This window comes from Heyndrickxia camelliae, from assembly GCF_002844575.1.
GTDB classification, from domain to species: Bacteria; Bacillota; Bacilli; order Bacillales; family Bacillaceae_C; genus Margalitia; species Margalitia camelliae.
This window is the reverse complement of sequence record NZ_PIQO01000003.1, coordinates 191,480-205,749: the sequence shown is the minus strand read 5'-3', so window position 1 is coordinate 205,749 and position 14,270 is coordinate 191,480. Positions and strand designations below refer to the sequence as shown.

The 14,270-nt window shown below is 36.0% G+C and carries 15 protein-coding genes; 13 read left to right on the top strand and 2 right to left on the bottom strand.

Going from position 1 to position 14,270, the window contains the following annotated elements; genetic code table 11:
* Nucleotides 1-206 precede the first annotated feature (206 nt).
* Both lysA and CWO92_RS06195 read left to right on the top strand, forming a co-directional pair.
* The gene (gene lysA, locus CWO92_RS06200) at nt 207-1,535 is read left to right on the top strand and encodes a diaminopimelate decarboxylase (RefSeq protein ID WP_101353332.1); all 1,329 of its coding nucleotides are present in this window, start codon (nt 207-209) and stop codon (nt 1,533-1,535) included.
* 336 nt (nt 1,536-1,871) lie between these two features.
* Nucleotides 1,872-2,234: a GNAT family N-acetyltransferase gene (locus CWO92_RS06195; protein ID WP_101353331.1), complete on the top strand. Its 363-nt coding sequence runs from the start codon at nt 1,872-1,874 to the stop codon at nt 2,232-2,234.
* A 66-nt stretch (nt 2,235-2,300) separates the two neighbouring features.
* Here CWO92_RS06195 and CWO92_RS06190 read toward each other — a convergent pair whose 3' ends face one another.
* The gene (locus tag CWO92_RS06190; RefSeq protein WP_101353330.1) at nt 2,301-2,780 is read right to left on the bottom strand and encodes a DUF309 domain-containing protein; all 480 of its coding nucleotides are present in this window, start codon (nt 2,778-2,780) and stop codon (nt 2,301-2,303) included.
* Between the two features lie 147 nt (nt 2,781-2,927).
* The gene (locus tag CWO92_RS06185; RefSeq protein ID WP_083489277.1) at nt 2,928-3,020 is read right to left on the bottom strand and encodes a YjcZ family sporulation protein; all 93 of its coding nucleotides are present in this window, start codon (nt 3,018-3,020) and stop codon (nt 2,928-2,930) included.
* Between the two features lie 255 nt (nt 3,021-3,275).
* On the opposite strand from CWO92_RS06185, the gene CWO92_RS06180 reads away from it, so the two are divergent.
* The 11 genes from CWO92_RS06180 (at nt 3,276) to CWO92_RS06130 (ending at nt 14,168) form a co-directional block, all read left to right on the top strand.
* Nucleotides 3,276-4,025, top strand: coding sequence for a segregation/condensation protein A (locus CWO92_RS06180; protein ID WP_101353329.1), 750 nt, complete (start codon nt 3,276-3,278; stop codon nt 4,023-4,025).
* A complete protein-coding gene (gene scpB / locus CWO92_RS06175; protein WP_101353328.1) occupies nt 4,026-4,610 on the top strand; it encodes an SMC-Scp complex subunit ScpB in 585 nt (194 codons plus the stop codon). It begins immediately after the preceding gene.
* Nucleotides 4,611-4,799: 189 nt separating this feature from the next.
* Nucleotides 4,800-5,918 carry a D-alanyl-D-alanine carboxypeptidase family protein gene (locus tag CWO92_RS06170; RefSeq protein WP_101353327.1) on the top strand — a complete coding sequence of 373 codons (1,119 nt, stop codon included), beginning with the start codon at nt 4,800-4,802 and terminating at the stop codon, nt 5,916-5,918.
* Nucleotides 5,911-6,498 (top strand): nucleoside recognition domain-containing protein, encoded by a 588-nt coding sequence (locus tag CWO92_RS06165; RefSeq protein WP_101353326.1) that lies wholly within the window; start codon nt 5,911-5,913, stop codon nt 6,496-6,498. Before CWO92_RS06170 ends, CWO92_RS06165 begins: the two co-directional genes overlap by 8 nt.
* A 5-nt stretch (nt 6,499-6,503) precedes the next feature.
* Nucleotides 6,504-7,034 carry a spore maturation protein gene (locus tag CWO92_RS06160; RefSeq protein ID WP_101353325.1) on the top strand — a complete coding sequence of 177 codons (531 nt, stop codon included), beginning with the start codon at nt 6,504-6,506 and terminating at the stop codon, nt 7,032-7,034.
* Nucleotides 7,035-7,327: 293 nt separating this feature from the next.
* Nucleotides 7,328-8,059, top strand: coding sequence for a 23S rRNA pseudouridine(2605) synthase RluB (gene rluB / locus CWO92_RS06155; protein WP_101353324.1), 732 nt, complete (start codon nt 7,328-7,330; stop codon nt 8,057-8,059).
* Between the two features lie 103 nt (nt 8,060-8,162).
* Nucleotides 8,163-8,702 (top strand): thiol-disulfide oxidoreductase ResA, encoded by a 540-nt coding sequence (gene resA, locus CWO92_RS06150; RefSeq protein WP_101353323.1) that lies wholly within the window; start codon nt 8,163-8,165, stop codon nt 8,700-8,702.
* Between the two features lie 17 nt (nt 8,703-8,719).
* Nucleotides 8,720-10,363 (top strand): cytochrome c biogenesis protein ResB, encoded by a 1,644-nt coding sequence (resB, locus tag CWO92_RS06145; protein WP_101353322.1) that lies wholly within the window; start codon nt 8,720-8,722, stop codon nt 10,361-10,363.
* Between the two features lie 15 nt (nt 10,364-10,378).
* On the top strand, nt 10,379-11,581 hold the full coding sequence (gene ccsB, locus CWO92_RS06140) for a c-type cytochrome biogenesis protein CcsB (protein ID WP_437177515.1): 1,203 nt from the start codon (nt 10,379-10,381) through the stop codon (nt 11,579-11,581).
* 101 nt (nt 11,582-11,682) lie between these two features.
* Complete coding sequence (locus CWO92_RS06135) at nt 11,683-12,399, top strand: response regulator transcription factor (protein ID WP_101353320.1); 717 nt, start codon at nt 11,683-11,685, stop codon at nt 12,397-12,399.
* Nucleotides 12,396-14,168 carry an ATP-binding protein gene (locus CWO92_RS06130; protein WP_101353319.1) on the top strand — a complete coding sequence of 591 codons (1,773 nt, stop codon included), beginning with the start codon at nt 12,396-12,398 and terminating at the stop codon, nt 14,166-14,168. The genes CWO92_RS06135 and CWO92_RS06130 overlap by 4 nt, the downstream gene beginning before the upstream one ends.
* Nucleotides 14,169-14,270: the final 102 nt, after the last annotated feature.

Below are 14,270 nucleotides of genomic sequence, written 5' to 3'. Positions count from 1 at the left end.
GATCAAAAGTAGCAAGTAGAAATTAATTCGAAGATTAAAACAAAAGAATAAGAAAAGAGCCTTTGCAAATAACGCTTTAATGTGATAAATTAATCTTATTTACAAAGGATATTACGGACAGTTTGTCATTGGACGGGCTGTCCCTTTTCTTATAACAGTTAAGGTATAAAGTGATTTGTGATATTGCTAAGGGAAGAGGGAAAGGTATGTATTTTCATGGAACATCAAAAGTGAATAAAAAAGGCCATCTTGAAATTGGTGGGGTTGATACCATCGAATTAGTAGAAAAGTATGGTACCCCTTTATATGTATATGATGTTGAATTGATCAGAAATCGGGCAAGAGGATTTAAAAACACTTTTGAAAAATTAGCTGTTAAGGCACAAGTAGCGTATGCCAGTAAAGCTTTTTCATCAATAGCAATGTTAAATCTGGTTAATGAAGAAGGCTTATCGCTGGATGTTGTTTCAGGAGGAGAGTTATATACTGCAATAGCAGCTAATTTTCCTACCGAAAGAATTCATTTTCACGGCAATAACAAAAGTAAGGAAGAATTAGAAATGGCCCTACATTATAAAATAGGTTGTATTGTAGTGGACAATTTTTACGAACTTGAGATGCTGGAACAGTTGTGTAAGGGGAAGAAACAGAATATTTCCATACTATTAAGGGTTACACCTGGTATTGAGGCACATACCCATGACTATATCCTAACTGGGCAAGAAGATTCAAAGTTCGGTTTTGATTTACAAAATGGTCAGGCGGATGCTGCATTACAAAGAGCACTATCTTCTGAATACTTAGAGGTTTTAGGGATTCATTGTCATATTGGGTCGCAAATCTTTGAAACAACAGGATTTGTATTAGCTGCAAAGAAGATTATACAAAAATTAGCAGAATGGAATGAAAACCTTTCTTATTTCCCTAAAGTATTAAATTTAGGTGGCGGCTTTGGTATCCGATATACAGATGATGATGCACCTTTATCTCCTTCAGTTTATGTCAATGAAATTATTCGTGAAGTACAGGAACAGACTCGTCAACTTGGTTTACAAATGCCAGAAATATGGATTGAACCCGGCAGATCACTTGTTGGAGAAGCGGGAACAACCTTGTACAGTGTCGGATCAAGTAAGGAAGTACCGAATGTTAGAAAGTATATAGCTGTTGATGGAGGAATGAGCGATAATATACGTCCTGCACTATATGAGGCGAAATATGAAGCCGTCCTTGCAAATCGACCGAATGATAAAGTAGAGGAAACCGTATCAATAGCTGGAAAATGCTGTGAATCTGGAGATATGCTTATATGGGATTTGCCATTGCCAAAAACGGACAGTTCCGATTTGCTTGCAGTCTTCTGTACAGGAGCATACGGCTATTCCATGGCGAATAACTATAATCGCATTCCTAGACCACCTGTTGTATTTGTAGAGGGGGGAAAGGATCAATTAGTTATCAAAAGAGAAACATATGAAGATATCATTCGCTTAGATCTTCCTTTAAAAGAGCGTTCCATTGTAGAAACTCTTTAATTGTAATTTATCTATTGCATTAACACCATACACTATATTGACAAGTGAATCATAATAAATTATGTTCATTAATAGTGCTAATATGGTGTTGGGAGTGTAATAATTTGAAGAAAAATAACATATTGTTATTCATCATCATTTGCATAATTGCATTAGGATGGGGATTGTACTATTGGTTTTTTCTGGTAAATAAGTAACGAACTGTCTTGAATATTTTATAGGATTCTAGTATGATAGGAATCGTTTATAATGTACAGTAACTCTGGTAGGTTTACTTTTATGACAATTTGTTCATAATGGTAAAAAAGTAAAAGAACAATAATCGAGGGATATTTTATGTTAATTAGGTATAAGAAGGCCTTTGAGAAAATTGCTATGGGACTCTTATCATTTATGCCAAATGAAAAGGATTTAAAAAAGTTGCAGCAAACGATGAAGCAGTACGAAACCGATGAAGACTGGCAGCTTTTCTTGTGGAAAGAAGATGATGTTATAGGACTTGTAGGAGTTGTTTTAAAAGGCGATACGGTTGAAATCCAGCATATTTCGGTAAATCCTTCACACCGGCATGAAGGTATCGGCAGTAATATGCTGAGAGCACTAAAGCATATTTACGAAGAGAAAAAATTAATACCTAATGAACAAACGGAAAGCTTTTTTGATAAATGCGACTTTCATGAAGAAGGCTCTGACGAATAGTCAGAGTCTTTTTCTATGTATAAATATATGTCAGTCTTGTTCATTTATTGCAGAAGCAATTGAATGTTAATTTTTTTTATGGTTTTTATGAAGATGACGATGGAGTATGAAATCAGGAATAATCTCATCGTCACTGCACCATTCTAAACCTAAATTACCACATTCTTTTTTGCACATACTTAATATATGTGGATTGGTTATAGGCAAATTAATATTTTTATATACATCGCCATTTTCATATGAAGTTTGTAAGCCTTCTAATAACATATAAAATTTAATTGTATCGATTCCAAGATTCGTTAGTTCTATGCTTCTTTGTTTAAGAATTTCTATGGATTTTTTTACTAATTTTTTAGCTCCAATATCATTTTTGCGTCTATAATGGTATTGTGCAACTGCTAATTGAATAAATCCAACCCAAACAGAACTTCGATTATCAGGTTCTGTTTGTTTCCAATAGTGCTCCAAAATCTCATGACACTCGAAATAGTCTCGGTCTCCGTGAAAATGTATTAAAAAATCTATATATGCTTTTGGAACTTTCAAAAAAGGTACTCCTCTCTAATTCAAACTAGATAAATTTTAGCATAAAGTAAATGTATTTGTTTGAAGGAGGGGAGAGAATTGCGTATTAACAAAAAGAGAAATCGGTTTAGAACCAATTTCTCTTTCTCTTTTTAAAACTTTAAAGGCCTAGTAGATATAAGCACTACCAACAATTATTAACAAAATAAATAAAACAACAATTAACGCAAAGCCGCCGCCGTATCCGAATCCATCGGCCATTTATATAACCTCCTAAAATAGTTTTGTTCGATGTATACTATGATTGCATAGTATGGTTTGTATAGGCCTAAGCCTAATTTGAAGGAGAATTATATTGGGACAATTTCACATACGTGGGAATAGTAATTGTCAGAAAATAATTTTTTGTTTCCCTAGAAGCCAATATCCTCTATACTTAAAAAGCAGAAACCTTATAAATAATGTTCAAAAATGAAGATATGATAAAGTTTTGGAGAAATCGGAATTGGTGATTTGATGGAATACAATGTGAAAATAGAGGCTTTTGAAGGTCCTTTAGATCTTCTACTCCATTTAATTAATCGTTTGGAAATAGATATTTATGATATTCCTATGGCGGAAATAACAGAGCAATACTTAATATATGTTCATGCAATGAAAGTATTGGAGCTTGATGTAGCAAGCGAATATTTAGTAATGGCCGCAACACTCTTGGCAATCAAGAGTAGAATGTTGCTTCCTCAACAGAATGAAGAATTACTGGAAGAGGATTTTGAATTTGAAGAACAGGATCCTCGTGACGATCTGGTAGAAAAACTTATTGAATATAAGAAATATAAAGAAGCGGCATTGGAGTTGAAACATTTGGAAGAAGATCGGAGTCAGATGTTTACGAAACCTCCGATCGATTTAACGGAATATATGAAAGATATCCAGCCGGATAAATTGGACATGGATATATCTGTATATGATATGATTGGTGCTTTAAATAAGCTATTAAGAAGAAAAAAATTGCAAAAGCCATTATCAACAAAAATAACGCGCCAAGAAATATCCATTGAGAAGCGAATGGATGAAATCTTAAGAGAAGTGTCTATTTCTTCTGGTAAAAGAAGCTTCACTTCTTTATTTCCATTTCCCAATAAAGATCATATTGTTGTTACCTTTCTGGCTATCCTTGAACTTATGAAACGAAATGAAGTATTTGTTGAACAGGAAGGAAATTTCCAAGAAATTTTTATATCACGGCAAAAAGGAGTGAACTGAATGGAAATCGTAAATTGGCTCGGGATTCTTGAAAGCTTGCTATTTGCTGCTGGTGATGAAGGACTTTCGTTAAAACAAATTAAGACTGTTTTGGAAATTGAAGACTTTCAAGCGGTTGAATTAATAGAAATGTTGAAAGAGGAGTATGAGCAAAATCCTAATCGTGGGATTACATTAATAGAGGTTGCCGATACCTTTCAATTGGCAACTAAAAAAGAACATTCTATCTATTTAAAAAGACTTGTGGAGTCTCCTGGAATGCATACACTATCACAAGCCGCTTTGGAGACTTTAGCAATCATATCCTACAAACAGCCGATTACTAGGCTGGAAATTGAGGATATACGGGGCGTTAAAACAGAACGCCCATTGCAAACACTGCTTTCCAAAGGTTTGATAAAAGATGTGGGGCGTGCAAATGGAACTGGCAGAGCCATTTTATATGGAACGACAAAGGAATTTTTAGATTACTTTGGTTTAAAGGATTTAAAAGAACTACCTCCCCTTCCGGAAAAAGTAGAGGATGATTTTCCACAAGAGGATGCTGATTTATTTTTTGAAAAGTTTCAAGAAACATTAGATTAATAATGGTTCAACGTTGCAAAGATGCTTTATAAGTGCCGCTATGCTTATAAGGCATCTTTTTTTTGCCACTTTTCCATGACCTTAATTTCATATCATAATCTTCCTTGTCCAGCATAGACTTGTACAAAGAATTTTTTTACAAGAGTTATCTGGAATGGTATTAAAGATTATAGGAAGAGGGGCACATTCATGAAAAGAGTCATATTCCTTCTTGTTGTTATTGTCCTTATTTTAACCGTTTTTCCTCCGCGCACTTCCGCCGTTACAGGAGCAGCAGGTGCTAGGAGTGCTATATTAATGGATCAAGACAGCGGAAGAATCCTGTATGAAAAAAATGCGAATGAGGTTAGCAGAATTGCCTCTATCACAAAAATCATGACAGCTATACTAGCGATAGAATCAGGTAAATTAAATAAAACAGTCACCGTTAGCGATAGAGCTGTCCGTACGGAAGGTTCTTCGATTTATTTAAAGCCGGGAGATAAAATCAAGCTTGAGGATTTAGTTTATGGTTTGATGCTCAGATCAGGCAATGATGCAGCGAATGCTATTGCTGAAACTGTTGGTGGAAGTATAGAAGGTTTTGTATTTTTAATGAATCAAAAGGCAAAGGAAATCGGAATGAATAATACACATTTTTCCAATCCTAATGGTCTGGATAACAGCAAGATGGATCATTTTTCCACTGCTTATGATATGGCTTTGCTGACAAGATATGCCATGCAAAATAAAACCTATCAAAAAATATCCGGAACAAAATTTTATAAAGGCTGGAGAAATAAAAACCGCCTTCTAACAGAAAAATACAAATACTGTACCGGAGGTAAAACTGGTTTTACGAAACTTGCCAAACGTACACTTGTTACAACTGCCTCAAAGAACGGTGAAAATCTTATCGCCGTTACTTTGAATGATCCAGACGACTGGAATGACCATATATCCATGTTCGAATACGGATTTAAGAATTTTGATTCTACTGTCATTTTGAAGCAAGGTAAAATTTCTGCTATTAAAAATAAATACTTAAAAAACAATGTATATATTAAACATGAGGTAGATTATCCATTAACGAAGCAAGAAAGAAACGCAGTAGAGATTGAATATAAATTAATGAAACCGAGTAAAAGCTGGAAGGATAATGAAAAAATTCCTGACATAGTTGGAAAGGCTGTTATTTATTTAAATAATACCCAGATACGTACGGTGCCAATTTATTATCATGCTTCAAATAAAAAAGCGAAAGAAGGTTGGATTAAAGAATTCTTGCACGTATTTTTAATCCAAATGGGTGTGAAAACAAATGGTTAATTATATTTGGATAGGAATGACCATCATCGGACTAATTTTTGCAGCTGTGAATGGGAAAATGAAGGCTGTCAATGAGGCGATTTTTCATTCTGCGAACGAGGCGGTAACATTATGTATCGGACTTATAAGTATTTTAGTATTTTGGTTAGGAATTATGAGGATTGCTCAAGAATCCGGATTATTAGATAAGTTGTCTCGGTTGTTTCATCCTATTATTAAAAAGTTATTTCCAGAAGTTCCGGAAGACCATCCTGCCCTAGGGTATATTGTATCTAATATTATGGCAAATATGTTTGGGCTTGGAAATGCAGCTACTCCATTAGGGATAAAAGCGATGGAACAGTTGAAGGAATTAAATGGCGGAAAACCAGTGGCAAGCAGATCGATGATTACTTTTTTAGCCTTGAATACCTCTGGGCTGACGCTTGTGCCGACTACGGTTATTGCCATTAGAATGAACTATCGATCTGCATCTCCAACAGAAATTGTAGGTCCCACTTTAATCGCTACATTCATTGCGACAATCGCTGCTATATTAATTGATCGTTACTATCATTATAAAAGAACGCGTAAGGGGTGAAAAAAATGCAATGGATATCGCTAGTTTCGATATGGATCATCCCTTTATTAATAGGGTTCATTTTACTATATAGCGTTTGGAAGAAGATTCCTGCATATGAAGCTTTTGTGGAAGGTGGCAAGGAAGGAATTAAAATCGCCGTATCCATCATCCCTTTTTTGGTAGGGATGCTTGTAGCCATTACCGTTTTCCGAGAATCTGGTGCACTTGATTTTTTTGTCCAATTTTTGCGGCCGCTGCTTGATTGGTTGGGTGTGCCAACAGAAATTGTTCCACTTGCATTGATAAGACCGATATCCGGAAATGCTGCATTAGGATTAATGAGTGATATCTTATCTGTTCATCATCCTGATTCATATATCGGAAGACTTGCCTCTACAATCCAGGGAAGTACGGATACAACTCTATATGTGTTAACAGTCTATTTTGGAGCGGTCGGGATTAAGAAAATGGGGGATGCATTAAAAGTTGGGCTTCTGGCCGACTTAGTTGGAATTGCTGCAGCTATTATTATCGTTTCTTTAATGTTCGGATAAAAACAAACTAGCTATTTTACAGCTAGTTTTTTATTTTGTCTGAAAAGGGTAGACTGAAAAAGAATAGTTTCTTTGCTTTTTTCTGTTCATATGTAATAATTCATAAAGGACATGGCTGTTTTCGTATTCATTGTTCCTTTTCAAACTTTGTGTAAAAAAGCTTATCAATCAAGTGTCGGTGCAGCTTTCATAAGATAGTATTCCATTCAAGGGGCTGCAAGGATGTTTGGTTGAATTAGCAACAAAGTAGAAGGAAAAAGCCATTGATAAGTAAATAATTTGAGGTGAAGATAATGGAAAGGCTGCAAAAGGTAATTGCACAAGCAGGTGTTGCGTCCCGCCGTAAGGCTGAAGGATTAATTATAGAGGGAAAAGTGAAAGTAAATGGAAAAGTGGTAACAGAGCTTGGCACAAAGGTATCTGCAACCGATAAAATTGAGGTGGAAGGGATACCACTAGAAAAAGAGGAAAAGGTTTATTTACTATTTTATAAACCAAGGGGTGTAATTTCGGCAGTATCAGACGATAAAGGCAGAAAGGTAGTGACAGATTTTCTCCCTGCCATTAAGGAAAGGGTCTATCCAATCGGGCGTTTGGATTATGACACATCGGGTTTGTTATTATTAACGAACGATGGGGAATTTGCTAATTTGCTTATGCACCCACGCTATGAAATAAATAAGACGTATGTAGCAAAAGTACAGGGGATTCCAACGAAAATGGCATTGAAGCAATTAGAAAAAGGGATCCATCTTGAAGATGGGAAAACCGCCCCAGCAAAAGTAAAGATGCTCTCATTTGATAAGAAAAAGCAAAAATCGATTATTGAATTAACAATACATGAGGGAAGGAATCGTCAAGTGAGGAGAATGCTTGAAGCTATAGGGCATCCAGTAATGAAGTTAAGGCGTGAAAGGTTTGCATTTTTAACCTTAAGCGGAATAAATGCCGGTGAAATTCGCGAATTAACTCCGCATGAGGTGAAACAATTGCGGGCCATGGCAGAGAGCGGAAGCGGTATTTAAAAAGGTTCACATAACCTTCAAATATGTTTTTTAGCTATTGTTCAGAAAATGATATAATGAAGGGCATAGTATGTGACCGTTTTACAGATTGGAGGTTGCAAGAGTGTCTCAGAAAAAAAAGCAAAGATTATACATACGGACAGCAATTTTAATTATTTTATTAGCAGCGGTTGGCTATACATTGTATGCAAATCTGAACAAAGATAATCAAGGAAAGATTAATGTTGGAGATAAAGCCCCAGATTTTGTGCTAAAGGATATGCAGGGCAATACACATCGACTTTCGGATTATAAGGGGAAGGGTGTATTTTTAAACTTCTGGGGAACTTATTGCCCGCCATGTAAATCAGAAATGCCCTACATGGATGATGTCTATAAATCATACAAGAACAAAGGCGTTGAAATACTGGCAGTAGATGTAGGGGAAGCAAAATTTATCGTTAACAAATTTGTCAAGCAATATAAATTATCTTTTCCAATCTTAATCGATAAGGACAGGGATGTGCAAAGTGTTTATGGAGTAGATGATTTGCCGCATTCCGTTCTGATTGGTCCTGATGGAAAGGTAAAAAAAGTGATTGTTGGTAACGCAAATTTAACGAAAAATGATTTTAAAGGGTTTATGGAAAGTATTAAACCTTAACCTAAGGAGTTTTACATATGAATGACATGAAATGTGAGTGCGGACACGTCAATCCAGTTGGCACTATTCTTTGTGAATCCTGTGGGAAAGCGCTAACGGAGAATGCGCAAAAGGAAAAGCTGCACGATATGCGCTATGAAGGAAGTGCAAGACGTTCCCAAACTTATAATAAAACAATTATAGATAAAATATGGAATTTCTTTTCTTCTGTAAAAGTTGGAGTGTGGCTAATAGTCCTTACATTAGTTGCTTCCTCTTTAGGAACCATCTTTCCGCAAAAGGATATGCTGCCTACAAACCTTACTCCTGAAGAATATTATCATAAGGAGTACGGATGGGTTGGCCAGCTATGGTATAAATTAGGGTTTGAGGATTTATACGGCTCTTGGTGGTATTTATTACTAATAGCAGCAATCGGTGTTTCGCTGGTTATATGTAGTTTGGATCGATTTATTCCGCTTCACAGAGCTTTGAAAAATCAGCGTGTTACAAGGCATGAGGGCTTTATGAAGCGTCAACGGCTTTATATTGATGCTGCCATAACGGGAGATCAATCGTTTGCAAAGGTTAAGGAAAGATTAAAAGAGAAACATTACCGTGTTAAAGAAGAAAACGGGAATTTATTCGCGGAAAAGAATCGTTTTTCCAGATGGGGTCCATACGTAAATCACATTGGACTTATTATATTTCTAATTGGGGCTATGCTTCGCTTTGTTCCAGGAATGTATGTGGATGAACTGCTATGGATACGTGAGGGTGAAACGAAGGTAATTCCTGGTACACATGAAAAGTACTTATTGAAAAACAACAAATTTATTTTGGATACATATCAAAAGGGAAAAGATAATGAAGCCTTTAATCAAGCACTAGACAGAGTTGGGACTGTAGCCAAAAACTTTCAAACAAATGTCACATTGTATAAACGTAAAGAAGGTGCACTCCCTGGGGAATCAGGTAAATTAGCGAAGGTAAAAGATGATGAAATAAAAGTGAATCATCCATTGGAATTTGCGCATTATTCGGTTTATCAAATGGACTATAAACCCAATGAGTTAAAGACCATGACCTTGCAATTAGAGAATAAAAAGACCAAAAAGACATTTGGTCAAGTGAAAATAGATCTGTTCAATCCAAAAGATGTTTATGATCTTCAAAAAGGATATAAAGTAAAATTAATCGGGTATTATCCTAATTTTACAGGCTTTGCAAAGGATGGAGAACCGCAATCAAGTTCACCAATTCCAGATAACCCAGCGTTTTTATTTAGAATGTATTCACCAGAACATCCAAAAGGCGAAGTAAGCTTTGTTGCAATCAGACAAAATGTAGAGCCACTCGGTAATAATGATTATAAGATGTCGTTTGCTGGTATCGAGACAAGAAATGTTTCCGCTTTAACGGTTCATAAAGATTTAACTTTATGGATTTTGGCAGTTGGTGGTGCTATCTTTATGATAGGAGTTATTCAAGGGGCTTATTGGAATCACCGAAGGATTTGGCTGCAAAGAAAAGAAGGAAATGTTCTAATAGCAGCTCATACAAACAAAAATTATTACGGAATTAAAAAAGAGTTAGCGGCGATATTAGATGGTACTGGCCTTCCAGTGCCAAAGGATCAACAAGAGGGAAAGAAAGAGAAAGAAAAAGAGAAAGAGGTATAATAAGGAGGGATGGAAATGAATCATCTATTAAATATAAGCAGTAATTTATTGTTTGTTGCTTTCATTTTATATTTAATTGGGACGTTCTTTTTTGGCGGTGCCATTCGAAGCAAATCCAAAAAAGCTGAAGGCGCATCAATGAATCGTTGGGGATTAATAGGTATTACCATTTCTATTGTTGGATTTGTTTGTCAACTAGGATATTTTATATTGCGTTGGGTTGTCTCTGGACATGCACCTGTTAGTAATATGTTCGAATTCACCACCTTCTTCGGAATGATGCTAGTTGCTGCTTTTATTATTATATTCTTTATCTATCGGACAGCTGTATTGGGAGTATTTGCCTTGCCTGTAGCACTTCTAATCATTGCTTATGCAAGCATGTTTCCAAGAGAAGTTAATCCGCTGGTGCCATCATTAAGAAGTTATTGGCTGCATATTCATGTTACGACTGCTGCAGCGGGTGAAGCTATTCTTGCTATTAGTTTTGCAGCGGGATTAATTTATCTGGTAAAGTCTATAAACCAATCAAGGAAAAGCAAAAGTACATTTTGGCTGGAATTTGTCATGTATATTCTAATATCCGTAGTTGGTTTCATTATTATTACATCCATATTCCATGCAGCAAATTATACACAGAGATTTGATTGGGTTGACAAGGATGGCGTAGAACAAGTGGGTAAACAAGGTTTGACTTTCGATCTTCCGGCAATTGTTGGTCCTCATGAAGGGAAATTGCAAAATCAAGATCAATTTAAGCCATTATTTAATGTTCCTGCCCTTATAAATGCGGTGAAATTAAATACAGTTATTTGGTCTGCTATTACAGGTCTTGTGTTATATATTCTCATTCGCTTAATTGGTCGCAAACGAATTGGCGCTATGTTGCAGCCTTTGGTAAAGAATATTAAACTAGACTTAGTAGATGAGATTAGTTATCGCTCAGTGTTAATTGGATTTCCGGTTTTTACATTAGGAGCGCTAATCTTTGCCATGATATGGGCGCAAGTAGCGTGGAGTAAGGCCTGGAGCTGGGATCCGAAAGAAGTGTGGGCGCTTATTACATGGTTATTCTATGCGGCGTTTTTACACTTGCGACTTTCAAAAGGATGGCATGGCAGTAAATCCGCTTGGCTTGCCGTAATTGGATTTGCCATTATTATGTTTAACCTTATAGCAGTCAATTTAGTGATTGCAGGCTTGCATTCTTATGCGTAAATACTTAACTAGATGAATGGTGACGAAGCTTCGTCAGAAAAATATTTAGCCTTCACTCATGTGGAGGCTTTTTTCAAAAAGGATAGTAGGGGGTCATTTTGATGGAATATGAAGCAAGAATTTTAGTAGTAGATGATGAGGATCGAATTAGAAGATTATTAAAAATGTATCTGGAAAGAGAAAATTATTTCATTGAAGAAGCAGAAGATGGAGAAACTGCTCTACTAAAAGCGCTCCAAAATGATTATGATTGTATTTTACTTGACTTAATGATGCCTGGAAAAAATGGAATTGAGGTTTGTAAGGAACTTCGTGCTGTAAAATCTACTCCTGTTATCATGTTGACAGCAAAAGGCGAAGAGGCAAACCGTGTGGAAGGATTCGAAGTCGGAACTGATGACTATATCGTTAAACCTTTTAGTCCACGTGAGGTTGTTTTAAGGGTTAAGGCTTTGTTAAGAAGATCGTCCACTACAAGTTTTCTAAATACGGATACAAAGGCGAAAGATGTAATTGTTTTTCCGCATTTGTCTATCGACAATGATGCACATCGTGTGACAGCAGATGGGGTAGAAGTGAACCTCACTCCAAAAGAGTATGAATTACTATATTTCCTTGCAAAATCACCGGATAAGGTATTTGATCGGGAACATTTATTAAAAGAAGTCTGGCATTATGAGTTTTTTGGTGATTTAAGGACTGTCGATACTCACGTGAAAAGACTCAGAGAAAAGTTAAATCGTGTGTCGGAAAATGCCGCGAAAATGATTATTACTGTATGGGGTGTTGGGTATAAATTTGAGGTTACGACTGAATGAAGATTTGGAAAAGTGTTGTAGGCAAACTATGGCTAACTATCTTGCTTTTAGTGTCTTTTGTCCTTTTTATTCTTACAATTTTACTCCTGGAGTTTTTTGAAAGTTATCATGTTACGCAAATTAAGCAGGAACTAGAAACAACAGCGAATAAAATTGCACATATTGTAGAAGAACATCCAAATGATAATGAAGGAATTCAAATGGCACTAGAGATAGTGGATAAGCCGACTCAAGTGATAATTGCTTACAATAAAAGAAATGTTTTTTACTCATCTTCAAGAAGAGATAAAAATATCACCCCAGAAAAAATCTTAAATGATTCACAGCTTTCAAAGGTTTTTCGTGGTGCAAAGACGGTGAATAAAGAGGTTGAACCTCCGAATGATAAATCTCGAAACCGCTATGATAATACATTAGTAGTTGGTGTACCTTTACAAGTTGAAAATGGTGATAATGGAGCAATCTTTATCTATCAATCATTAAATGTATTGAAGGATACGACACAGCAAACAACAAAAATTATTTTGCTTTCTGCTGGTATTGCCATCATTCTAACGACTTTCTTTGCTTTTTTCTTGTCGACAAGAATTGCTGCGCCTTTAAGAAGAATGAGGCTAGCCGCGTTTGAAGTGGCAAAAGGAAAATTTGATACCAAGGTGCCAATATTAACACATGATGAAATCGGGGAATTGGCAACCGCATTTAATCAAATGGGAAGGCAATTAGAAAATAATATGAATGATCTCCAACAAGAAAAAGAGCAATTAACATCCATTTTAAGCAGTATGGCTGATGGAGTATTAACGTTTGACCGAGATGGGACCATTTTAATTACCAATCCCCCTGGTGAAAAGTTCTTGCAGCAATGGTTAAATGATCCCAATCAAAATCTAAATCTTTCTGCCCCCGAAGAAATATTGGATTTACTTCAAAAAGTAATTGATACCGAAAAAGAACAAACAGACGAATTGAAAATACTGGGACATTCTTATGTGGTAATTGTCAGCCCATTATATAATCAAAGAGATGTTCGTGGAGCAGTTGCTGTTTTGCGGGATATGACGGAAGAACGAAAATTGGATAAACTTCGGGATGATTTTATTGCCAATGTGTCACATGAATTACGGACACCTATTGCAATGCTACAGGGATATAGTGAGGCAATTATCGATGATATTGCTGCTACGGATGAGGAAAAGAAAGAATTTGCCAAGATTATCTATGATGAGACATTGAGGATTGGCAGACTTGTCAATGAATTGCTTGATTTAGCTAGAATGGAAGCTGGGCATATATCCTTGTATAGTGAAGAAACAGAAATCAAACCATTTATTGAGCGGGTTACAAATAAATTTCAAGGTCTTGCCCGCGATCAAAACGTCCAGCTTTCTTATGATTTTACATCAGATGAGTACCCACCTATTGATTTAGATCCAGATCGAATTGAACAAGTATTAACAAATCTAATAGATAATGCGATTCGACATACACAACAACATGGTACTGTAAAAGTCATAGTAGATAGTAAGAATAATGGGATTATCGTCCATGTGGAAGATAATGGATCGGGAATTCCTGAGGAGGATTTGCCATTTGTGTTTGAACGCTTTTACAAAGCCGATAAAGCACGAACACGCGGCAAATCAGGTACAGGATTAGGACTTGCTATTGCTAAAAATATAGTGGATGCACATAATGGACATATTTCGGTAAAGAGCAAAATCGGTCAAGGGACGACATTTTCCTTCTTTTTGCCATACTCATCGTAATTATTATGCAAAAAAACTGACGAGAAATCTTGTTTCATGAGAAACAAGAAAAGCTCCTGTGTTTCTATTCATCCACTGGCCGATAGGCGCTTCAGTAAGGCA

What these genes read in the sequence shown, in the direction of transcription:
- lysA (WP_101353332.1), top strand. Translation starts at nt 207, where the DNA reads ATGTATTTTCATGGAACATCAAAAGTGAATAAAAAAGGCCATCTTGAA.
- resB (WP_101353322.1), top strand. Translation starts at nt 8,720, where the DNA reads ATGAATGACATGAAATGTGAGTGCGGACACGTCAATCCAGTTGGCACT.
- CWO92_RS06185 (WP_083489277.1), bottom strand. Translation starts at nt 3,020, where the DNA reads ATGGCCGATGGATTCGGATACGGCGGCGGCTTTGCGTTAATTGTTGTT.
- CWO92_RS06180 (WP_101353329.1), top strand. Translation starts at nt 3,276, where the DNA reads ATGGAATACAATGTGAAAATAGAGGCTTTTGAAGGTCCTTTAGATCTT.
- CWO92_RS06135 (WP_101353320.1), top strand. Translation starts at nt 11,683, where the DNA reads ATGGAATATGAAGCAAGAATTTTAGTAGTAGATGATGAGGATCGAATT.
- scpB (WP_101353328.1), top strand. Translation starts at nt 4,026, where the DNA reads ATGGAAATCGTAAATTGGCTCGGGATTCTTGAAAGCTTGCTATTTGCT.
- CWO92_RS06160 (WP_101353325.1), top strand. Translation starts at nt 6,504, where the DNA reads ATGCAATGGATATCGCTAGTTTCGATATGGATCATCCCTTTATTAATA.
- CWO92_RS06130 (WP_101353319.1), top strand. Translation starts at nt 12,396, where the DNA reads ATGAAGATTTGGAAAAGTGTTGTAGGCAAACTATGGCTAACTATCTTG.
- rluB (WP_101353324.1), top strand. Translation starts at nt 7,328, where the DNA reads ATGGAAAGGCTGCAAAAGGTAATTGCACAAGCAGGTGTTGCGTCCCGC.
- ccsB (WP_437177515.1), top strand. Translation starts at nt 10,379, where the DNA reads ATGAATCATCTATTAAATATAAGCAGTAATTTATTGTTTGTTGCTTTC.
- CWO92_RS06165 (WP_101353326.1), top strand. Translation starts at nt 5,911, where the DNA reads ATGGTTAATTATATTTGGATAGGAATGACCATCATCGGACTAATTTTT.
- CWO92_RS06195 (WP_101353331.1), top strand. Translation starts at nt 1,872, where the DNA reads ATGTTAATTAGGTATAAGAAGGCCTTTGAGAAAATTGCTATGGGACTC.
- CWO92_RS06170 (WP_101353327.1), top strand. Translation starts at nt 4,800, where the DNA reads ATGAAAAGAGTCATATTCCTTCTTGTTGTTATTGTCCTTATTTTAACC.